The sequence below is a fragment of the Aquibacillus koreensis genome (assembly GCF_025154055.1).
Taxonomy (GTDB): domain Bacteria; phylum Bacillota; class Bacilli; order Bacillales; family Amphibacillaceae; genus Aquibacillus_C; species Aquibacillus_C koreensis.
Genome location: NZ_JAOALK010000062.1, coordinates 56,825 through 78,986 on the forward strand (window position 1 = coordinate 56,825; position 22,162 = coordinate 78,986).

Below are 22,162 nucleotides of genomic sequence, written 5' to 3' on the forward strand. Positions count from 1 at the left end.
CTCTCCTTTATCTCTTAATTATGCGGAAGTTGCTACCGAATGCTTAAAAATGTAGGGGTGCAAAAGGCAATGATAACTGCCATCAGGTGATAATTCCCCAAATTGAACACCGATTAAGACTTTTGATGTGGATATTTGTTTGTCTTCAAAGTTTACTAGAATTCTGTCCGGTTTTAGTACAATCATGAAGGTACGGCTACCATTCACACCCTGATAAGGAACAATTTGAATACTGTGTTCCCACTTACTTGGAATCGTATCAAAGTCTAGTTGTTCCTGTGCCATTTCTAGTTGTTTAAGCTCTTCTGATGATAGCCATTTCAACATAAATTGTTGATCACAAATAATAACTGGCTTTTGACTCAGTGGATCTAGTAGCTGATTTCCACTATCCATATAACCTGTCGTTGCATTACTTTCTCCTTGCAAAACTATTGTAACTTCATATAGTTGCTCTTGTTTAAATTTTTCCAATGCATGCTTGTCCATCCTTACCTTTGTGAACCACCAGACAAGTGGAAAACCAATAAACACAAATAACCAGCTTACTTGATCGCCATATCCAGTTTGAAATGTCAACAGACCATTTTCTGATGCTGTTATTTGTCGTCCGAGCATAAAATGTAGTCCAACCAATCCACCTCCGAGTGCAAATGAAATAAAATAGAAAGTCAATATTTTTTTTAAGAATTTTCGGATATTTCTAAATCCAAAAGCACAAAGTACAATCAATATTGAGTACATAGCTTTCCCAATCGGAGTTGTAACAAACGAGTCAGGAAGAAATAAAGTAATAGGTACCAAAATAGAAGCAACCATAGCACCGAACATAACTTGAAGCTGCTTGGATGGTTCTCTTGTCACTAGTTGTGTTAAAAGTAGGATCATCCAGTCTAACAAAAAGTTTAATAGCCAAACAGCATCTAAATAAATTGTCACTTTTTTCTCCCTTTCACGACTTACGATAGGATTTGTTGCTAGTATAGCGAAAGTAAACTCAGAAGTCTGTCATATTTTGTGCTTTATATACAACTAATTTTCAGAAGTTATTAGTGAATTTGTCATTTATTTTTTCAAGGAATAAGCTCAAACACTAACAAAGCAAGTCATATCAAGGGATTGCAAGTTTTTTATTCTAATGTGACGATAAAAGCCTACTAGCATGATTATTAGTAAAATAATTAAAACAATTCACATGTACTAGGTATAAAAAGTGAGGTAACTTTGACCTCACAGGAGATTAAGAATTGAAAAGAAAGATTGTTTTGAGCTGATCAAAGAAAATATATTAAAATATGTACCGAAGTAATTACATTTTTCTATATAAAAAAACAGGTGAAGACTTCACCTGTTTTTTTACTTATTTTGTATTTATCTTCTTCGATTTCTATTTCGTAAAAATGTTGGTATATCCAATGTGTCTTCTTCTTGTTTTACTGTTTGTTGCGTAGTTGTTTCTCTTGAAGGCTCTTCACGTCTGTTGCCAGTAGATGCTTGTTTCGTGCTTGCTACCGGTCTCTGTTTTGGTTGTTTCGCGTTTACTTGAGACTCATCAAAGCCAGTCGCAATTACTGTAACAACGATCTCATCTTTTAATTCTTCATTAATTACAGAGCCGAAAATAACGTTTACCTCTTGGTCAGCTGCTGAGGTAACAATGTCTGCAGCTTCTTGTACTTCATATAAGCTTAAGTTTGTTCCACCTGTAATGTTCATTAACACGCCATGTGCCCCATCAATAGATGTCTCTAGTAAAGGAGAAGAGATTGCCTTTTTGGCTGCCTCTGTGGCCCTACTTTCACCTGTTGCTACACCTATACCCATTAATGCTGAACCTTTATCTGACATAATTGTTTTCACATCGGCAAAGTCGACGTTTATTAGACCAGGCACAGCAATTAAATCAGAAATACCTTGTACACCTTGACGAAGTACATTATCAGCTTCACGGAAAGCTTCAAGCATCGGTGTATTTTTATCTACAATCTCTAGTAAACGATCATTTGGGATTACAATAAGCGTATCCACACTTGATTTTAATCCATCAATACCAGAAACTGCTTGCGTTGAACGCTTACGTCCTTCAAATGTAAAAGGTCTTGTTACTACACCAACAGTTAACGCTCCTAATTCTTTGGCAACTTGTGCAATCACTGGTGCAGCACCAGTTCCTGTTCCACCGCCCATTCCAGCAGTAACGAATACCATGTCAGCACCCTTTAAGACCTCTTCTAACTGTTCTTTACTTTCTTCAGCAGCTTTGCGACCAACCTCAGGATTAGCTCCTGCCCCTAACCCTCGTGTTAATTTTGTACCAATTTGCATTTTCACTTCAGCTTTTGAAAGATTTAGCGCTTGTGCATCTGTATTTACTGCAATAAATTCAACACCTTGAACACCATGCTCAATCATTCGATTCACTGCGTTACTTCCGCCACCACCTACACCGATTACTTTTATCGTCGCTAGCTGGTCCATATTTGTATCAAACTCTAACATTTTTTAGTTCCTCCTAATTTGCCAGTTTACAAGATTCATTGAAGTTATGATTTAATCTGTTAGAGGTTGTCCAAAAGTTACATATAAGAAGCAAAAAGTTTCTTGAACGACCAACTTCTACACCATTTGGCAACGCCAATCGGATAAAAATAGATTGTCCAATAGAGCTTCTATTACGTAGTCAGTTTGAACACACACTTCTAGGAAAGCTTGTTCAATCAAAGAAATACTTGAACAAATTCGCTATTCCAGATTCTTTTTTCTTACTTTGAGTTGGTTGCTTTTCACTTACTTTTCTTTTTTGTTTTGTTGAATTAACAGCTACATTACTCTCAGCAACAGTAACAGCCTGAGACAATTGTTTTCCTTGGATTTTAGCATTTCTATACGCGAATTTTAAAATACCTACACCAGATGTGAATTGTGATTCCCTTACACCTATGTAATCAGGAAATGCGATACGGACATTAGCATGGAATAAGTCTTGTGCTAGATCAAGTGCACCAGGCATACTCACACAACCACCTGTTAACACGTACCCACCAGCAAGTTCACTGAATCCCATTTTTCTAATTTCTCGTTCCGCATAGGCAAAGATTTCTTCTAGTCTTGCTTCAATCATATCAGAAATTTGCAGCTGATTAAATGTTTGCTTTTTATTACTTCCTATAATGGATACTTCAAAAGTCTCTTCTTCCCTAGCTTCATCGTAAAATGCATGTCCATGATTCACTTTTAAGTCTTCTGCCTCTTCCGATGAAGTTCTTAAGCCAATTGATAAGTCCTTGGTGATATTGTCACCACCTAATGGAATAATACTAGTGGAAACTAAGTGATCATTTTCAAAAATAGAAATTGTGGTGCTTCCACCGCCAACATCTATTAATGCTACACCTAGGTTTTTTTCATCCTTTGACAACGCGATTGAACCTGATGCCAATGGTTGGAGACAAATATCTAGCACTTCCAAGTTTGCTCTTTCCACACATTTTAGAATATTATGTAACATTGTTTTTGAGCTGGTAATGATGGTTCCTTCCATTTCAAGACGAACACCAATCATTCCGCGTGGATCATTAATTTCATCCAATCCATCAACGATAAACTGTTTTGGAATAACATCAATAATTTCCCGTTCAGGAGGGATCGAGACAACTTGGGCTGCGTCAATTACTCTTTTAACATCTTCATTGCCAATTTCCCTATTGTCACTAGAAACAGCGACGACTCCATGACATGGTTGCAATTGAACATGGTTTCCATTAACACCAACAATCACTCTATCGATTTGCATGTTTACCATTCTCTCAGCCTGTTCAACTGCTGTTTTAATAGATTGAACTGTTTGATCTATATCGACGATGGCACCTTTTTTCATTCCATTTGACTTAGCTGTGCCAACTCCTATAATGTTCAAGGAATCGTTTAAAACTTCACCAATAATCACTTTAATTTTTGATGTACCTATATCCAGGCTGACTAATATTTCATTGTTGTTCAAAGAGGCACCTCCTAATTTAAGGCATCTGAATAGTTCAAATATTATCGGATAATTGACCTAATTACAATCAATTTTGAATAATATATTGCATTTTGTATTAATTACCATAAAACTCAGTATACCTGCTTCTAATATATTTTTAAAATTTTTTAACTGATTTACATTATTCTACAGAAAACGACGATTTTCCTCTTATTTTCTTTACTTTTTTTGATTTTTCTTTTCAGTAGATTTATCTATTACAATTCTACGTATAATTGCTATATTTTGGAACAGTCTAACCCCAAAGGCAAATACTGCTGCAAGATAAAGGTCAATTCCTAATTGAACTCCTAAAAACGCTAGTAAAGCAGCTAAACCAATATTGAAGAAAAAACCCGAGATAAACACTTTTTCATCGAACTTCTTCTCTAAGTGGGCACGAATTCCTCCAAATAGCGTATCAAAAGCAGCAAGAACAGCAATCGATAAATAATTCGAGTATTGATCTGGGACCGTTATATTAGTTAATAATCCTAATGCAAGTCCAACTACCAAAAATAAAGCCGGTAGCCACATTATTCTTCACCCACTTCTTCTAGCTCGTACACTTCTATTCCTTCTAGGTTGATATTACCTTCAAATTTAGGTAAATCTAATTGATTATCTATTTCTAATTTTAATTCTAAATCTTCAATAGCAAACTCATCTCTTGATTGGCTTACTTCTAAATGATTAAGTAACCTCTCTGGATTATTAGCCAATACTTTTATTTCAATCGGCAGGCTTGGTATTGCACGATTATTCACGTATGTTTTTCCATTGACATAACGAATAGGTGATATATTTATAATTCGTTCATTTCCAACAGCAATATCGGTAGCTCCATAATTGTTTAGTTCATTAACGAGTCGATTAAGAAGCTCTGGTGATAATTCAGGGAATTGTTGCTCTGTCTGCATATCATAGATAATTGGTTCTACCCTGATTCGAACACCTTTTCCTGAGCGGCTTTTTAATCCAGCTTTTTCTTCTAATTCTTCAATTGAAGTCGTTAGAGCTTCTATTTGTTCTTGTTCAGACATTGCTTCATATTGTTCCTTCATTTCTACTGTTTCCGCTATTTTTTTATATAGCTCCTGCTGTTGCTTTTGCTCCACCTGCAATTGTGATCGTATTTCCCACAGGTCTCTTGTATCTCTTTCTGTTGGTTCTTTCGTTGATTGAAACTGAATAGCAACTAAGAAACCAACAAATGCACAAATAATTGATATCGTAACTTTCTTTTTGACCCGCACTACTATCACCTTTCTTAACTAGCTAACCCTTGCTCTCATTTCTATATCCTTTTTCTTCTCAATCTCTACCTCAATATTATCACTAAGAAGTATGTCCACCACACCATTGGTTAAATTCAAACTTACATCTAATACCTCGGGATCACCAATAGCAGCGATTGTAAAAGGAGCAGGATGTGGAACACCATCCACTGACACAACTGGGCCTACACAAGAAATGAAGGAATCTTTGTAGATCCGTTGTCCATTAATGGAAATAGCTTTTGCTCCTGCACTAAATAATTCGTTAATTACTAGATGCATATGTCTATCATGCACAATATACTGGTTTGCATTTTCCTCAGTAGGTATATAATCAGAATCTCGCAAAGTTACTTGCATTCCTTTACCTTTTATCGGTAATTCTCCAGTTAGCATCTGCAATTGTTTTTTTAATTCTACATAATCACCCAGTGTTTCCTCCTGTTTACCTAGCTCTTCTTCAAGAAGTTGAATTTCTTGTCTGTTACTACTAAGTTCCATTCGTAACTCTCGGTTTTTTTCCTCAAGGTTTATCAACTGTTGACGATAAAAATAATCCTTCTCCCATTCTGAATCAGATAATTGAATAATTTGGGATTCATTTTTCGTTTGCTGATAGCTATAAGTAAGTAAGAAACCAAAAACAAGAAAGACCAACGACCAAATAACATGTCTACCCTTCAGTTTCATCCTTGTTCTCCTCTTCTATATCGGAACTTGATTCATTTGTATATGGATCAAAGACTGCTCCACCTACTCCAATACGTATAATCCCTTTACTTCCTTGTTCTAACTGAGAAGTAATGGAGGGATAGACCTTCATTGACTTTGAAAAGTTTCGAATCGATGCCTCTACTTCATATCCATCATTCATAAATACTAATACTTTATATGGATTACCCTCGGTTGGTTGCCATATGATTTCAGAAATAAGGTTACTAATTGGATTAGGTAACAAAATAAGCTCTTCTGCCAACTCTTGCAAATAAGTTGATGTAGAAAAACCTGTTAAAAATGGAGCATCAGCTTTCACCGAACCCATCGGATGAGATGCTAGCCTTTCACCATTTTCTAACAATGGAAAATACTCTCCTTGTTGCTCAATATAACCGACCATTTCATATTCTAAAACGTCAATATTGATAGTTGTAGGGAATGACCTTGAGACAGTAACATTTTTTATTTGAGGATGTTGCTGTATAGTTTGTTCTATTTCTCCAAGATTTACACTCCAAATATTCTCGTCATGTGTAATTCCGCTTAATCCTTTAATTTCTTCTTCCTCTATGTATTTGTAACCCGTAACATTAATATGTTGGACATTACTAAGGGGAGATTGTAAATAGACGACAATTGAGATTAGAATAAAAAAAATCGATAAATAAAATATTAACCTTCTATTCGCTTTTTTCTTTCTTGCTTGTTTTAATTTAGGAATTCTATCTTCAATAGATACGACTTTTTTCTGACCCATCTCCTAATTCTTCCCTTTTTATTATAATATACCTTCTGCATTATCTTTAAAAATGAGAAGTGTATTTCAACAACACCTATTTACAAGCACATGAATTATTTATCACTTGTAATTACATATCGCAGCAAAAAATTAAACTCTACATGTATAAAAATAAGCAAACGGCATCAAAAATGCCGTTTGTTCTATTAATATAGATTATATCATATTTTTACACTTATCGTGCTTTATTTGTCTATTACATGAATATTTTTTTAAGCGTGTCAATACGCACAATTCACACTTGTAAAAGTGAATAAATTAATCCTAAATTGTTTCTATCAAATTAAAAAGATATCGTAAGTGCACAAGGTAGTTATAAAAAAGAGAAAGCTACATTCACATAAAAATGAATGTAGCATGTTTGATCGTCTAAAAAATAACGTAATTAGAAAAACAATAAAGTATATTGAAGTAATCATTAGACTAAGCATATAAGTAAATCCCTTTGAAACTCAATTTATAGCCTAGCATACCTACTGATATTCAATAAAATCCCAATTGAAAGTAATGTCAACGTTAGTGATGAGCCACCATAGCTTAAAAATGGTAAGGTTATGCCTGTGACTGGTATTAAGCCAATAACAACACTAATATTAATCATTACTTGAAGTGAGATCATCCCAACAATACCTAGTCCTAATAGACTTCCAAATGTATCTGGCGCACCAAGCGCGACACGTATACCTCTCCAAAGCAATAAAAGAAAAAGTAATAAGACGAACGTGCCACCAATAAAACCTAGTTCTTCTGCTAGGATTGCAAAGATAAAGTCATTATGTGGTTCAGGTAAATAGAAAAATTTTTGCAAGCTTTGTCCTAATCCCAAGCCCATTAATCCTCCTGGCCCAATTGCATACAGAGACTGGATGATCTGAAACCCATTCCCTAGAGGATCTTCCCAAGGATTAAGAAAGGCAGTAATTCGATTAATCCGGTATGGAGCTGAAATAATTAACCCCAAAAAACCAATCAAGCCTAAGATACCTAGACCAACAAAATGAGATATTTTTGCACCAGCTACAAAAATCATGATTAAACATGTTAATACAAGCACTACCCCTGTACCAAGGTCAGGTTGTAACATGATTAAACCAAAAGCAACAAATACAAGTAGAAGTGATGGAAGAAACCCTTTTTTAAATGACGTAATATACTTTTGATTTGAAGCTAGATATGTAGACAAAAAGATAATCAAACCTAGTTTCATAAACTCTGCTGGTTGAATACTAAAAGCCCCTACGCCAATCCAGCTTCTGGCACCACCTCTTACCATACCAATTCCAGGAATTAAAACTCCTATCAATAATATAAAACAAATAAGAAGGATAGGCTTGGCATACGTCTTCCACGTTAAGTAAGGTATATTCATTACAACAATCATCGCGATTATACCTAACGTTGCAAAAAGCAACTGTCTTTTTGCAAAATAAAACGTGTCATTAAATTTGTAATCAGCCCAGATTGCGGAAGCACTATAAACCATTACAACTCCTATAATTAGTAGTGAAAAGATCGCTATGGTTAATAGCATGTCCGGCTTATTCTTCAACATTGCTTTCGATCTAAACAAAAAAACACCCCATTTCCCAAACATTGGAACGTGGGGCTTTTATTTATCGGCCATTCATCAACAAAGGAAGAATGACGACATGTTTACTACACCTATCATCTAGTTTCTTTTAAACGGTGCTCTTGATCACTTAAATAGTTGAAACTGCAAAATTCACAAAGCCAATGCAGCGTTTGCTATCTAAGCAATTGAACAATGTTTAAAAGAGATTGTACATCTAGCATAGTAAAACAAGCCCCTACTTTAATGTATGCACCGCTTCTATAAACATGTCTCCTCTTTCTTCAAATGTGCGATATTGATCCCAACTCGCACAAGCAGGTGATAAAAGGATAACATCATTTTCGTTAGAAAGCTGATATGCTCTTTGAACGGCATGTTTTACATTATCGACTAATTCAGCCTTTTCTATTCCTATTTGTTCTGCTAACTCCATTAACTTTTCTGCAGTTTCCCCAAAAACAACCATTGCCTTTACTTGTTTTAAGTAAGGGATTAAGTCGTCGAAATCATTACCACGATCTAATCCACCAGCTAATAAAATAGTCGGTTGATCAAATGATGATAGTGCTTTGGATGTTGCTAATACGTTTGTTGCTTTAGAATCATTATAGAATAATCTACCTTTTATATTTTCAACAAACTGTAAACGATGTCTAACACCTGTGAATGTTGTAAGCACTTGATGGATTGCTTCCTTCGTTGCACCATTTAACATAGCAGCACTTACTGCAGCTAAAATATTTTCTAAGTTATGTTGACCCACAAGAGCTATTTCTTCTAGCAAAATTATTTGTTCATCGCGAAAATATAGATGAGTCTGATCACACCAAGCACCATTTCCCACCTTTTCTTTTGTACTAAATGGTACTTTTGTCGCTTTTGCTGGTTGACACATATCCACTACTTTCTTATCATCCAGATTGTACACAAGAAAATCTTCTGACGTTTGATTCATAAAAATGTTAGCTTTCGCATTTTTATAATTATCAAAGGTTTCATGGTAATCCAAATGTGCTTCAAATAAGTTTAATACTACAGCTGTAGTTGGTTTAAACTTCTGAACGCCTAACAATTGAAACGAGGACAATTCAATAACCATCGTTTCATTTTGTTGTAATTGCTCAGCTACTTCAATGGCGACTGTTCCAATATTACCCGCAATCTTCACTTGTTGTTTACTATGATTCAGCATTTCATAGATTAAAGTAGTAGTGGTTGTTTTCCCGTTAGAGCCAGTAATTCCAACAAGGGAATTAGAAGCGAGTTGTCCAGCGAGCTCCACTTCGGTTAAGATCGGTATTTTTCTTCTTTCTGCTTCTTGAACTATAATATTGCTATACGGAATTCCAGGATTTTTCACTAACACATCAATTCCATCTAAAACATGTAATGGATGTCCACCAGTAATGACTTCTACGCCTAATTGTTGTAATTCCTCTACTATTGGATCATTTAGTTCTGTTTTTAAATCATTTACCCTTACTCGTTTGCCACTCTTAACTAAAACTTTGGTAGCGGCAGTTCCACTTTTTGCTAATCCCAAAACCAACACATGTTGGTAAGGAAAATCAATTAATTGATTCAAAGTATCCACACCTCTATATAAATACCGAGCGCTGCAAAGATAAGTCCTACAAGCCAAAAAGTACTAACGACTCTCCACTCTGACCATCCCATCAATTCATAGTGATGATGAAGGGGGCTCATTTTAAACACGCGCTTCCCAGTAGTTTTAAATGAAATTACTTGAATAATAACAGAAAGTGTTTCTAAAACAAAAACACCACCGATAATAATAAGCAAAACTTCCAACTTCGTTAAAATAGCAACTGCTGCAATGGCTCCACCTAATGCAAGGGAACCTGTATCGCCCATAAACACTTTAGCAGGATGCGCATTAAAGACGAGAAAACCTAAAAGAGACCCAACCACTGCTAATGAAAAAATCGTGATCTCAAACTGCGGAATCCCATACCATGCAAGAATGCCAAAAGCACCAAAAGCAATTGCTGCAGTTCCTGCCAATAGACCATCTAAACCGTCAGTTAAATTCACTGCGTTAGACGCACCGACTAACATAAATATAATTAATATTGCATATCCCCAACCTAAATCCCAACTAAGATCTGTTCCCGGAATATGAATAACGGTAGAAAAATCATGTTGACGTAAGATAATATAAAATATAATTGCAATTACAATTTGCCCAAGCATTTTTTGTCTAGAAGTTAATCCTAAATTACGTTTAAGCACTACTTTTATAAAATCATCAAGAAATCCTAATAACCCATAACCTAAAAGTACGAGTAATAACACTACTACTTCAAAGTTTAAAGAACCCGTAGATAATTTTGATGTCATAATCAATGTAGTAATGGTTACACTTAATAAGATCATTACTCCACCCATTGTTGGAGTACCCATTTTTTTCATATGTGACTTTGGACCTTCTTCTCTAATACTTTGTCCAAACTTTAGCCTTCTTAAAAACGGGATAAAAATAGGCGACAAAAGGACGGTAATTAAGAATGCAATTGCCATTGTTATTAGTAATACGTAATCGCTCACTATTGTTTCCTCCTTTACTACGATAAACCCGTCCGTTTCAAATTTAATTAATCAACTAACTGTTCGATCAAGGATTCGAACTTCATGCCTCTTGATGCTTTTAATAAAATGACTGTTCCTTTGTCTAGAAAAGCTTGTATTTCATTAACTAATGCTTCCTTAGATGTAAAATGTTGTCCATGCACCTGAAGTTGTTGTTTTGCTAGTTCATCCGTAATTTCCTTTGAATCTTGACCAATCGTGAACACATAATCAACCTCATCCGTTATAGCTTCTGCAACTGTTCGATGCAATCGTTTGGAATGTTCACCCATCTCAAACATATCCCCTAAGATCAACACTTTTCTTTGATAGGATTGCATTTGTTTAACTATTTCAATGGATGCCTTCATGGAGGTCGGAGAAGCGTTATAAGCGTCATTTATTATCGTGACACCATTTATTCCTTGAATGATTTCAAATCGCATACCAGTGAGCTCTAAATTTACAAGCGAACGTTTAATTTTCTCTATAGGCACCTGTAATCTTATAGCTATTTCGATTGCCATTGAGGCATTCTTGACATTATGTTTCCCTAACATCTGAAGTCGAAATGGCGTATCATTTAATGTAAACAAAGATGACGAGACAGTCATGTCGAAATCTTTAATAACATGGTCATTTCCATCTTTAAATCCGATTGTTTTAATATTTTCTTTATCATGTAAATTATCTAAAAGTGGTTCATCCCCATCTATAAATAAAAGACCACCTTTTTTTAAGCCCGCCATTATTTCTAATTTTGCTTGAGCAATACCTTGTCTAGATCCTAAGTATTCGATGTGAGATTCACCAATATTTGTAATCACCGCATAATCCGGTTTCGCGATATTGGACAATAATTCTATCTCACCAAAATGATTCATTCCCATTTCCAATACAAGTACTTCGGTATCAGCTTCCATTGACAAAATTGTTAAAGGAAGTCCGATATGATTATTAAAATTACCTTTTGTTCGGAATGTCTTATATGTTGTTTGCATGACAGTACCTATTAAGTCTTTTGTCGTTGTTTTACCATTGGATCCTGTTACGCCAATTACGATCGGATTTACCACCTTGCGATATTCATGTGCTAAAGCTTGTAAAGCTTGCAAAGAATCCTCAACATAATAAACAGGAAAATCTGTTGGCAAAAAAGCTGGTAATTCCTTATTTCGTTCCCAAATGGTAGCTACTGCACCATTATTAAACGCATCTTTAATAAAATCATGACCGTCGAAGTTCTCACCTTTTAAAGGAATAAATAATGACTTATCCCCCTTTTTTCTACTGTCAGTCGTCACTTCCTTGATCGGTAAGGAATCGTTCACAACACCTTTTGTATTTGGGAATACTTGTGTTAAAAAGTTTGTAGTAAATAACATATATTAATCTCCTCATACCCTTTCGAACCTGAAAAATACACCATAGGATTCGAAGTTAATCCTTTATTATTGAGGGTTACGTTTTAAAATCGCATGCTTTGCTTCTTTTCTATCATCAAATGAAAGGACTTCATCACCAATTATTTGGTATGTTTCATGTCCTTTTCCCGCTATTAACACAATATCGTTTTCTCTGGCTATTTCTATACTATGATTGATCGCATCTTTTCTATTCAGAATTACCTTAAAGTTTTCCTGGTTCATACCGTTTATCATATCATTTATGATTTCTTCAGGGTCTTCTGATCTAGGATTATCAGATGTAAAAATAGCCATGTCTGCATATTTAGCTGCGATCTTAGCCATCAGTGGACGTTTCGTTTTATCGCGGTCACCACCACACCCAACTACTACATAAACATTTCCTTTAGCAAACGAGCGAATCGTAGTAAGAACATTCTCCAACGAATCGGGAGTATGAGCATAATCCACTATAACACCATATGACTGACCTTCACTAACCGGTTCAAATCGTCCATTTACACCTGTAGTTTCTTCCAAGGCGTCTTTAATCGTTGATAGCGGAACGCCTGAACAAATAGCAGCTGTGGCAGATGCAAGCATATTATATATACTAAATCGGCCCATTAATTTACTCTTAATCGTTATTTTGCCATCAGGTGTATTTAACGTAAACTTTGATCCATTGGCATCTAAGGTTATATTAGAAGCAGTAATGTCAGCTCTCGAATCAATGGCAAAGGTAACTACGGCTTGTGCTGTACTTTTTATAATAAAATCGCTATGCACATCGTCTTTATTCACAACCGCAAATTTAGATTTCGACCCATGGTAACTATTTCCTAATTGTGAAAATAGTAGGCTTTTTGCGTGCAAATAAGATTCCATACTATCATGGTAATCTAGATGATCTTGACTAAGATTCGTAAAGATAGCAATATCGTAATCGCATCCGTACACTCTCCCTAAATCCAGTGCATGGGAGGAGACCTCCATAAATACAGTCTCCACCTTTTCATTTACCATATGGCTAAAATTGCTTTGTAAAAATAAAGACTCTGGTGTTGTATTTTTAACATCAAAGGTCTCTTCACCAATCTTCATTTGGATTGTACCAATTAATGCCGTTTTGTGTTTATGTTTTTTAAATATATCATCTAATAAGTATGTGACGGACGTTTTACCATTCGTTCCTGTGATGCCAATCAGTCGCAAGTCTCTTGTTGGATATTGATAAAAGTGATTAGCAACCATCGCCAATGCTCTTTTTGTATCACTCACAACAATTAACGGTACATGTACATCCAGATCTTTTTCAGCTAATACTGCAACTGCCCCATTATTAATCGCTTGATCCGCGTAATTATGCCCATCCACGGTAAAGCCTTTGAGGCAAACAAATATATTTCCTGGCTCCACTTTTCTGTGATCAATAGCAATGCCAGAAATGTCTAGGTCATCCATTGATGAATTTGATTTATGATAGAAAATGGAAGAGATTTCAGAAAGCTTCATTACACACACATCCTAACTCTAAGTCAATAGCATGTGACATATTACCATATTGACTAATCTATAGCCATATATTTTTTCACATACCTTTCCTATTATAACAGAACTTGTTTGTGTCAGCATTTAATTATTCGTTTTCTGCACCATTTTCTTCTTCTCTTTTGTCTTTATTGTTTTTATCGCCAAGATATATCCTTACTTCTTCTCCCTGTTCGATCTTTACTCCTGCTTTTGGCATCTGATCTACGATATAATCTCCAGTGCCATTTGACTCAATTGATAAATTAATTAGATACTTTTGTAAATCGTTTTTAGAAAGTCCAATTAAATCTGGAACCTCTACTAATGGTTGATCAGGCCACTTATAGTCTTTTTCCAATCCATCTTCACGTGGCTCTACACCAAGGGCCCGCAAACTATCTCCTATAATATTCCCTACGATTGGGGCTGCAACCACACCACCAAACTGAATCGTATTTTTCGGATTGTCTATTGCTAGATATACGACGATCTCAGGATCATCCGCTGGTGCAAAGCCAATGAATGAAACGATATGATTATTACTCATGTACTTCCCGTCTTCCCCCACCTTTTGGGCAGTACCTGTCTTACCACCAACTCGGTATCCTTCTACATAGGCCCCTCTACCGGTACCTTTGGCAACCACACTTTCCAATGCTTCTCTTATTTCTGCTGAAGTGTCCTCTGAGATAACCCGATCTTTAACTTTAGGTTCCGCCTTTTCTAACACTTCATTTGTAATAGGATTAACCCACTCGTCCGCTACATAAGGTTCATACAAATATCCACCATTTACAGCTGCAGACACCGCCATAACTTGTTGGATTGGTGTAACTGATACCCCTTGACCGAAAGAAGTAGTTGCTAATTCTACCGGGCCAACCTGATCCAGATTAAACAGAATACCATTTGCTTCTCCTTGTAAGTCAATCCCTGTCTTATTACCGAAACCAAAGTTGTCAATATAGGAAAATAACTTTTCTTTTCCTAACTCTTGACCTAAAGAAACAAATCCGGGGTTACAAGAGTTTTGCACAACTTCTAAGAATGTTTGATGACCGTGACCGCCACTTTTCCAACAATGTAACGTTGCTCCTCCAACTTCAATCGCTCCATTGTCCGTAAATTCATCCTCGTGTAAATCTACAATGCTTTCCTCTAAAGCTGCAGCTAGTGTAATTATCTTAAATGTCGAACCCGGCTCATACGTTTTCCATATTGGTAAATTTCGATTGTAAACATCTGGATCTACACTTTGATAATCTTCCGGATCAAAGTTTGGCCGAGATGACATCGCTAATACGCCACCAGTGTCTGGGTCCACAGCAATAGCTAAAGCACCATCCGGATTATATTTAGATTCTGCCAGATCTAATTCTCGTTCAATTATAGTCTGCACCCTAGAGTCTATGGTCAATTTTAAATTATTGCCATCTACTGGTGGGTCATATACATCAGCCATATCTGGCATCCGTTTCCCCTTTGCATCTGAAAAATAAGACAAGCTACCTTTTTCACCTTTAAGTTTTTCATCATAATACAGCTCTAATCCCATTAGCCCCTGGTTATCAATGCCACTAAAACCTAGTACATGAGATAAATAATCACCATTAGGATAATGTCGTTTAGAATCCTCGGCTATATATACACCATCCATACCTAATGTTTGGATTAGCTCTGCTTTTTCCTCTGAAATTTTTCTACCTTCCTTAAGCCGTACATTTATTTCCTGTTGCGTAATTTTTTTATACGCTTCATCCACCGGCATATCTAAGATTTCCGCTAATGATTCCGCAACTTTTTGTGGTTCCTTTATTTGACGAGGAACGACCATGACAGTTGGCGCTGATACGTTTTCTGCGAGCACTTCTCCATTCTTGTCCAAAATTTTTCCGCGTTCTGGCTCGAATGTAATGTCACGACTCCATGACGCTTTTGCTCGCTCTAACAATTCATCCCCAATTACAAATTGGACATAACCTAAACGAACTGATATCGTTGCAAAAATAAAAATCCCCAAAAAAAATACAGTGACTAACCGTTTTCTCATTGTTACATTGGATACACGCTTCATAGTACATCTCCTTACTCACAGGTATGCTTGTATCCAATATATGTGAAAAATAAACGATTAGAACACTGTATAGTTTAACCTAGTTTTTTATGGCACATCCTCTACGGAAGTTGAATCTGTTTCCTTATTGTCTTCTATCTCTTCATCAACACTACTTGAAATAGACGTATTTGGTGAAGAGAACTCAGCCATTAAGTAATCATTAGCCATCACTTCTGTACCAGCATCAATGCTTTGCGCATTTGCAAATCCGCTCCCTATCACCTCTAAATCTAACTCAAGAAGGTCACTAAGCTTTAATACATCTCTCAAAGACCAACCAATAATATCCGGCATTTTTGGTGCATCGGTAATGATTAACACACGCTCATTCGGTAATATTTTTTGATCTTCGGCTACACTTGTTTTCACTACTTCGTTCCCATCTCCAATAACCGTTACGACTATACCCTTTTCTTCCAATTGCATTTTTGCATCTTGTACACTACCTCCCACTAATTTAGGGGCAGTTATTGTATGAATCGGTTCATGTGAATCTTTATCAGGATCAATATTCAAATAGTGCAAACTGTTTTCCATGACATTTTTAAAAATAAAAGAAACAGGTGCCGATCCTGATTCATAGTTTTCTAAATCTAAGTCTGGTTGTTTCACAGATACATACATGATTAATTGTGGGTCATCTTTTGGAGCCATTCCCAGAAATGAAAAGATATAGTTTTCATCGCCTTTCAAATATGCGCTTCCAGGGTATAGGTTTTCTGTATCAGGTATTTGGGCTGTACCAGTTTTCCCCGCTACCGAATAATCACTTAAATTATAGACATTATGACCTGTTCCATTTTCTGAAGTAATAACTGTTTCTAAAGTATCTAATACTTTCTTAGAAGTTTGTTCTGATATAGGATTTCCAACCACCTCTGGCGAATGTTCCTCAATCACTTTACCCGTCTTAGAGTCTACTACCTTAGAAACGACGAAAGGCTGAACCATATCACCCTTATTCGTAATCGCTGATGCAGCCTTTACTAGTTGAATTGGAGTAGTAGTTGTTCCTTGTCCGTAAGAGGTCGTTAGCTTTTCAATCGGCCAGTCGTATAAAATCCTACCTGCCTGCTCTCCTGGTAAATCAATTCCTGATTCTTGATCAAAATCAAACGCGTTAAGATAATCAAGAAACGTCTCTGTCCCCATCTTTTCCCAAACTAGTTTTGATACAGCAACATTCGAGGAACGTTGAATTCCTTCTTCATAGGAAATCTCTCCCCATGTTGTCTTCCAATCATGAAGTGGGTATGTTATTTCATCTATCTTATAAGAGCCCGATTTATATCGTTCGTTCGGATCATAAACCCCTTCTTCAATCGCAGCTGCTAAAGTAAAGACCTTCATCGTAGAGCCAGGTTCAAACGGTGTTGATATAACATCATTATACCAATTTGCAACCTCACCTATTTGATTTGGATTATAACTTGGTCGGTTACTCATTGCTAATACTTCTCCAGTCTTTGCGTCCATTACAACGGCAGTCATTCTTTCTGGAGCATATTGATCTTCCACTTGTGTCATAGAGTCTTCAAGTATCGTCTGTATTTTTTGATCAATGGTTAAATAAATATCTTTACCATCTTCCGCTTGTTGAACCATTTCCTTAGAATCTAGCAATTTAACATTATACTTATCACGTTGATAGGAGATCGAGCCATTTTTACCTACTAGTTGTTCATTAAACTGATTCTCTATACCTGTAATTCCCTCAACAAAAGTTTTCGTTTCTCCGTCTTCGTTCTCAATCACTTTCTGTTGAGCAAACCCTATGATATGGGAGGCGAACATACCATTAGGATAAAAACGTTTCGATTCTTTCATCAACTGTATTCCCGGTATATTTTTAGCGTCAATCTCTTCTTTCATTTCTTGGCTTAAAGCTTGTCCATTTTTTCCGAACTCAACTTGGAATCGCTCGTTCTCTATACCAAATTCAATTCTTTCTAGCACCTCATTCGACTCCATGCCAATCAAGGGCGCTAGAGTATCCGCTGTATCACGAGGATCAGCTAATTCAAGATCTTCTGACTCAGAAGACGCGTAATAGACATCCCTTAGAATTGCTTGTACCCTGTACGTAGCTCGATCTTGCGCTAAAACCATACCATTTCTATCATAAATGGTACCTCTTTGTGCTTCGATCTCATATGTATTCGTACGTCTCTTATCTGCCCAATCTTGCAAAAACACACCTTCTACTTCGCCAGTACCCTGTATGTATAAAAAACGACCAGATACGGTTAAAAACATGACCACAAAAAGAAGCATTATCACTGCAGACATCACATGTGTAGCTTTGTTTTTTTTCACCTCTTATCGCCGTCCTTTAGTTTGCCAATTCAGTTGCTTGTTTCACTTGTGTATTTTGAACTTTCAGACCATTTTCTTTCGCTATTCGAAGAATTCGATCAGGATTACTATATTCCTTCACCTTGTGTTCTAGATTTTCATTATTGGTCTGTTGTTGTTGTACTTGACTTTCTAATTGTTGCACCTGTCTATTTAATGCATCTGTCGAAGAACTGAACGAAACAGTAAACATTAAAACAGCTATCGAAATAACACCAAAAAGAAAATAAATAAATTTCTCACCAGGTGTAATCCAACGTTTATGTACTTTAACCTTTACCTTTTCTTGCTCGGTTCTTCTAGTAGGGTTTGTATGTTGTTCTTGCCATGATTGTTGCCAACTTCTTGCTTCACTGGTATTCATACTTTATTCCACCCTTCCTGATACAAAAATTTAGGATCCCAAGGTTTTAATTTCTCGACAATACGCAACTTGGCTGATCTCGAACGTCGATTCAACTCTAATTCCTCTTCCGTTGGTATAATTGGTTTTCTATTAATCATTTTAAAAGGAGCTTTACTTTCTTCAGGAATTATCGGTATGTTTCTTGGTAACGGAGGTGTTGTACTCCACTTTTTAAAAGCTTGCTTACATAACCGATCTTCTAGAGAGTGGAAAGTAATGACCGCTATTCGACCACCCACATCCACAACTTCTGCAGCTTGATGTAACACATCATAAAAAGCTTGCAACTCATCATTTACTGCTATTCGCACCGCTTGAAAAATTCGTTTTCCTGGATGCCCACCTTTCCGTCTGGCGGGAGCTGGAATCGCTTCTTTAATAATATCGACAAGATCATAGGTTGTTTTAATTTCCTTGGTCGCTCTTGCTTGTTCAATTTTTCGAGCGATCTGTTTAGAGAAGTTTTCTTCTCCATAACGGAAAAATATTCGAACCAAATCCTCATAAGACCAGCTATTAATAACATCATAAGCAGTCAAAGATTGTGATTGATCCATCCTCATATCTAATGGAGCATCATGTTGATAACTAAAGCCTCTTTCTGCTTGATCTAACTGAGGAGACGAAACGCCTAAATCAAAAACAATTCCATCAATTTGATCAATTTCATATTCTTCTAATTTTTCTTTCAAATAACGAAAGTTCGAATGGATATAAATAATTTTTTCTTTGTAATCAGAGAGTCTGTCTTGCGCAGCTTTTATTGCATGCTCATCTTGATCAAATGCAATTAGTAGACCACCCTCACCTAGATGTTTCGCTATCATTTCAGAATGGCCGCCGCCACCAAGCGTACAGTCAACATATGTACCATCCGGTTTTACATTTAATCCTTCAACCGTTTCTTGTTTTAAAACTGTAAAGTGTTCAAACATTTTTTCACCTACCACCTGCAATTTTCTTAGTTGTTACTTAAATATCAAAGTCCAGCATATTTTCAGCGATTTCAGCAAATGATTCTTCAGAAGCATCGAAGTAATTTTCCCATTCGCTATTAGCCCAAAATTCAATTCTGTTGGAAACACCTATTACTACACATTCCTTTTCAAGGAAGGCATATTTTCTGAGTGGTGCTGGAATGTTTATTCTACCCTGTTTATCAACTTCACATTCAACAGCTCCAGAGAAGAAAAATCTTGTAAAAGCACGTGCATCTTTTTTTGTCAAAGGAAGTTTTTTTAGCTTCTCTTCTAAAAGGCGCCATTCATTCATGGGGTACGCAAACAAACATTGATCTAATCCTCTTGTGAGGACAAACATGTCGCCAAGGCCCTCTCGAAATTTTGCAGGGACAATAATGCGACCTTTTGTGTCAATATTATGTTGAAATTCACCCATGAACATAGAGACCGCCCCACTTTCTTTTTCTATCTTACCACAATCCCCCACCTTTCACCACTCATTTTTAAATATTTTCCATTATTTTGATAATTCCCAATGCATACTAGCAATAACTATGATCTTCACACACAAAAACCCCTTGTTGAAATGCCTTCAACAAGGGGTTTTCCTCCCAAAACATTCTATATATATAAAATTGTGGGACAAAGTGGTGGACAATCAATCCGATTTATAGATATACCACATAATGCTCTTCAGTCATCGTATATGGTTGCTCTAATAGCTCTTGTATCACTCTAAAACCATAACGGTTTAAGTAGGGTACGATATTCCAACAACGCTCTTGTAAGCCCCCATCTGGATTTAGAGCTAGTTGAATTCGCTCAAAATCACGAATTGTATGCTCGTGTTTATCTTTGATTGATTTTAATAACTCGTCTTGCAAGAAACGAACATCATTCATAAGATAAAGTAGATTTTTTTCCGCTAATTGACCTAGGTCTGGACTAAGGGATTTAGCAAGCTCTCTTAAGGGACGATGGGCTCTTTCAATCGAATCTGCAACCTGATCCGCAATGCCATCAATAGAGGGGTACGTTTGCGAACGCAACCAATTTCCTTTTTCTAAATCGACGCCATTATTGATTACCGATTCCACTTCTAACGATCGTTTTTTGACTTTCTTTTCAATCGAATGATCCACGAATGTCATTGAAATTCGCGGAAGAACTGGTGGCATTTTCAAACCCATTGCATGGAATACAGGCTTTAATACTGACCAATACCCTACTTCACCAGGTCCCCCAAGAAAAGCTAAGCTTGGAAATAACATTTCTTGCATTAAAGGTCGAGTTATCACATTATTACTCAATAATTCTGGAGTTTGGGTTGCGATTTCAATCATTTGATCCGTTGTAAATTCACACTCACGATGCTTCCCAACCCAATTCCCATCAACTGACCTCGTAAGAAGAATTCTTTCACCATCCTTATGATAAAACAAATGCGCATCATGTTCTTCCACTTCAACAGATATCGAGTAACCTGAGTTCCGGACTTGATGCTGCATTTGATAAGCACCTTTACTAATCTCTGGTTGTTTCTCAATCATTACCTTAAAGAAAGAACTCTCCGCTTGTCTAACTAGATGATCCCCTGAATCTATTAATACAAGCCCTTCCTTTTGAAAAAGATGATAAATAAACGAAGCAAAGAAGTCTACATATGTAGTTGCGTTTTGTAAAATGCCCTGCAACAGTTCATGTAGATCATTGGTATGTACTGTTTCATCCAAATCTTTAAAAACATCTTTTAACCAGTTGCTAGTAACGACCTTATCTAATTGCAACATAGAGACTGACTTTTTCTCATTTACTTGGTGATTTATCTTCAACTTCCTCATACCATCATGACGACCCGTCATAATATGATTTATTTCAGCAAAGTCATGATCTTCGCCAGCGATCCAAAAAACAGGTATAACCGGTATGTTTAACTCCTTTTCTTTCTCCCTTGCAAAGTGGATAATAGAAACAATTTTATGTATTGTATATAAGGGTCCTGTTAATAAACCTGCTTGCTGACCACCTATTACAACAACACTACTATCATCTTTCAACCTCTCAATATTCTCAAAGGTAGAATCAGGAGCATTCCATTTTTGATTTAATTGAAATAAAAGCCTTGTAAGTTCACTCCTATTAAACGACCTTTGATTCAAGTCATCTACCCTTTGTTTGTATGTATCAGCGTTATATGGTAAATAATCAAATTTATTGATTATATCTGGTTTACTTAAATAATAATCGGTAAGCAACTTATTCTTTTTATGTAATTTGATCGGGTCGATCCACATGGACTACTTCTCCTTTTCTAATCATAGATAGGCAATGAACCGTGAAAGAGAGTCATTACATTCTACAATGGGGATAGCAAATAATATGGTACATCGCTTATTTTACATAATTCT

The 22,162-nt window shown here is 36.2% G+C and carries 18 protein-coding genes; all 18 read right to left on the reverse strand.

Annotated elements, in window-relative coordinates; all coding sequences use genetic code 11:
* Window positions 1–18 precede the first annotated feature (18 nt).
* Window positions 19–939 (reverse strand): sigma-E processing peptidase SpoIIGA, encoded by a 921-nt coding sequence (gene spoIIGA / locus NYQ66_RS20115; RefSeq protein ID WP_259872132.1) that lies wholly within the window; start codon window positions 937–939, stop codon window positions 19–21.
* A 432-nt stretch (window positions 940–1,371) separates the two neighbouring features.
* Entirely contained in the window at window positions 1,372–2,499 is a 1,128-nt protein-coding gene (gene ftsZ, locus NYQ66_RS20120; protein WP_259872134.1) for a cell division protein FtsZ, read from the reverse strand.
* Window positions 2,500–2,713: 214 nt separating this feature from the next.
* Window positions 2,714–4,000 carry a cell division protein FtsA gene (gene ftsA / locus NYQ66_RS20125; protein WP_259872136.1) on the reverse strand — a complete coding sequence of 429 codons (1,287 nt, stop codon included), beginning with the start codon at window positions 3,998–4,000 and terminating at the stop codon, window positions 2,714–2,716.
* A 201-nt stretch (window positions 4,001–4,201) separates the two neighbouring features.
* Window positions 4,202–4,558, reverse strand: coding sequence for a small basic family protein (locus NYQ66_RS20130; protein ID WP_259872138.1), 357 nt, complete (start codon window positions 4,556–4,558; stop codon window positions 4,202–4,204).
* Entirely contained in the window at window positions 4,558–5,277 is a 720-nt protein-coding gene (locus NYQ66_RS20135; protein ID WP_259872140.1) for a DUF881 domain-containing protein, read from the reverse strand. Before NYQ66_RS20135 ends, NYQ66_RS20130 begins: the two co-directional genes overlap by 1 nt.
* A gap of 18 nt (window positions 5,278–5,295) precedes the next feature.
* A complete protein-coding gene (locus NYQ66_RS20140) occupies window positions 5,296–5,988 on the reverse strand; it encodes a DUF881 domain-containing protein (protein WP_259872143.1) in 693 nt (230 codons plus the stop codon).
* Window positions 5,972–6,772: a cell division protein FtsQ/DivIB gene (locus tag NYQ66_RS20145; RefSeq protein WP_259872145.1), complete on the reverse strand. Its 801-nt coding sequence runs from the start codon at window positions 6,770–6,772 to the stop codon at window positions 5,972–5,974. The genes NYQ66_RS20140 and NYQ66_RS20145 overlap by 17 nt, the downstream gene beginning before the upstream one ends.
* A gap of 499 nt (window positions 6,773–7,271) precedes the next feature.
* Entirely contained in the window at window positions 7,272–8,366 is a 1,095-nt protein-coding gene (spoVE, locus tag NYQ66_RS20150; RefSeq protein ID WP_259872244.1) for a stage V sporulation protein E, read from the reverse strand.
* 256 nt (window positions 8,367–8,622) lie between these two features.
* Window positions 8,623–9,972: a UDP-N-acetylmuramoyl-L-alanine--D-glutamate ligase gene (murD, locus tag NYQ66_RS20155; protein ID WP_259872146.1), complete on the reverse strand. Its 1,350-nt coding sequence runs from the start codon at window positions 9,970–9,972 to the stop codon at window positions 8,623–8,625.
* Window positions 9,969–10,928, reverse strand: a complete 960-nt coding sequence (mraY, locus tag NYQ66_RS20160) for a phospho-N-acetylmuramoyl-pentapeptide-transferase (protein ID WP_259872245.1) — start codon at window positions 10,926–10,928, stop codon at window positions 9,969–9,971. Before mraY ends, murD begins: the two co-directional genes overlap by 4 nt.
* A 74-nt stretch (window positions 10,929–11,002) precedes the next feature.
* Complete coding sequence (locus tag NYQ66_RS20165) at window positions 11,003–12,361, reverse strand: UDP-N-acetylmuramoyl-tripeptide--D-alanyl-D-alanine ligase (protein ID WP_259872147.1); 1,359 nt, start codon at window positions 12,359–12,361, stop codon at window positions 11,003–11,005.
* Between the two features lie 66 nt (window positions 12,362–12,427).
* Window positions 12,428–13,897 carry a UDP-N-acetylmuramoyl-L-alanyl-D-glutamate--2,6-diaminopimelate ligase gene (locus NYQ66_RS20170; RefSeq protein ID WP_259872148.1) on the reverse strand — a complete coding sequence of 490 codons (1,470 nt, stop codon included), beginning with the start codon at window positions 13,895–13,897 and terminating at the stop codon, window positions 12,428–12,430.
* A 124-nt stretch (window positions 13,898–14,021) separates the two neighbouring features.
* Window positions 14,022–15,989 carry a stage V sporulation protein D gene (locus tag NYQ66_RS20175; protein ID WP_259872149.1) on the reverse strand — a complete coding sequence of 656 codons (1,968 nt, stop codon included), beginning with the start codon at window positions 15,987–15,989 and terminating at the stop codon, window positions 14,022–14,024.
* A gap of 87 nt (window positions 15,990–16,076) precedes the next feature.
* Entirely contained in the window at window positions 16,077–18,347 is a 2,271-nt protein-coding gene (locus NYQ66_RS20180; protein WP_311202042.1) for a penicillin-binding transpeptidase domain-containing protein, read from the reverse strand.
* A 16-nt stretch (window positions 18,348–18,363) separates the two neighbouring features.
* Window positions 18,364–18,750, reverse strand: a complete 387-nt coding sequence (gene ftsL / locus NYQ66_RS20185) for a cell division protein FtsL (RefSeq protein WP_259872150.1) — start codon at window positions 18,748–18,750, stop codon at window positions 18,364–18,366.
* The gene (gene rsmH / locus NYQ66_RS20190) at window positions 18,747–19,727 is read right to left on the reverse strand and encodes a 16S rRNA (cytosine(1402)-N(4))-methyltransferase RsmH (protein WP_259872151.1); all 981 of its coding nucleotides are present in this window, start codon (window positions 19,725–19,727) and stop codon (window positions 18,747–18,749) included. The genes ftsL and rsmH overlap by 4 nt, the downstream gene beginning before the upstream one ends.
* Before the next feature lie 37 nt (window positions 19,728–19,764).
* On the reverse strand, window positions 19,765–20,196 hold the full coding sequence (gene mraZ / locus NYQ66_RS20195) for a division/cell wall cluster transcriptional repressor MraZ (protein WP_259872152.1): 432 nt from the start codon (window positions 20,194–20,196) through the stop codon (window positions 19,765–19,767).
* A gap of 226 nt (window positions 20,197–20,422) precedes the next feature.
* Window positions 20,423–22,048 (reverse strand): bacillithiol biosynthesis cysteine-adding enzyme BshC, encoded by a 1,626-nt coding sequence (gene bshC, locus NYQ66_RS20200; protein ID WP_259872153.1) that lies wholly within the window; start codon window positions 22,046–22,048, stop codon window positions 20,423–20,425.
* Window positions 22,049–22,162 lie beyond the last annotated feature (114 nt).

What these genes read in the sequence shown, in the direction of transcription:
- NYQ66_RS20140 (WP_259872143.1), bottom strand. Translation starts at nt 5,988, where the DNA reads ATGAAACTGAAGGGTAGACATGTTATTTGGTCGTTGGTCTTTCTTGTT.
- NYQ66_RS20165 (WP_259872147.1), bottom strand. Translation starts at nt 12,361, where the DNA reads ATGTTATTTACTACAAACTTTTTAACACAAGTATTCCCAAATACAAAA.
- rsmH (WP_259872151.1), bottom strand. Translation starts at nt 19,727, where the DNA reads ATGTTTGAACACTTTACAGTTTTAAAACAAGAAACGGTTGAAGGATTA.
- bshC (WP_259872153.1), bottom strand. Translation starts at nt 22,048, where the DNA reads ATGTGGATCGACCCGATCAAATTACATAAAAAGAATAAGTTGCTTACC.
- NYQ66_RS20175 (WP_259872149.1), bottom strand. Translation starts at nt 15,989, where the DNA reads ATGAAGCGTGTATCCAATGTAACAATGAGAAAACGGTTAGTCACTGTA.
- NYQ66_RS20145 (WP_259872145.1), bottom strand. Translation starts at nt 6,772, where the DNA reads ATGGGTCAGAAAAAAGTCGTATCTATTGAAGATAGAATTCCTAAATTA.
- NYQ66_RS20170 (WP_259872148.1), bottom strand. Translation starts at nt 13,897, where the DNA reads ATGAAGCTTTCTGAAATCTCTTCCATTTTCTATCATAAATCAAATTCA.
- NYQ66_RS20130 (WP_259872138.1), bottom strand. Translation starts at nt 4,558, where the DNA reads ATGTGGCTACCGGCTTTATTTTTGGTAGTTGGACTTGCATTAGGATTA.
- ftsL (WP_259872150.1), bottom strand. Translation starts at nt 18,750, where the DNA reads ATGAATACCAGTGAAGCAAGAAGTTGGCAACAATCATGGCAAGAACAA.
- mraY (WP_259872245.1), bottom strand. Translation starts at nt 10,928, where the DNA reads ATGGCAATTGCATTCTTAATTACCGTCCTTTTGTCGCCTATTTTTATC.
- mraZ (WP_259872152.1), bottom strand. Translation starts at nt 20,196, where the DNA reads ATGTTCATGGGTGAATTTCAACATAATATTGACACAAAAGGTCGCATT.
- ftsZ (WP_259872134.1), bottom strand. Translation starts at nt 2,499, where the DNA reads ATGTTAGAGTTTGATACAAATATGGACCAGCTAGCGACGATAAAAGTA.
- spoVE (WP_259872244.1), bottom strand. Translation starts at nt 8,366, where the DNA reads ATGTTGAAGAATAAGCCGGACATGCTATTAACCATAGCGATCTTTTCA.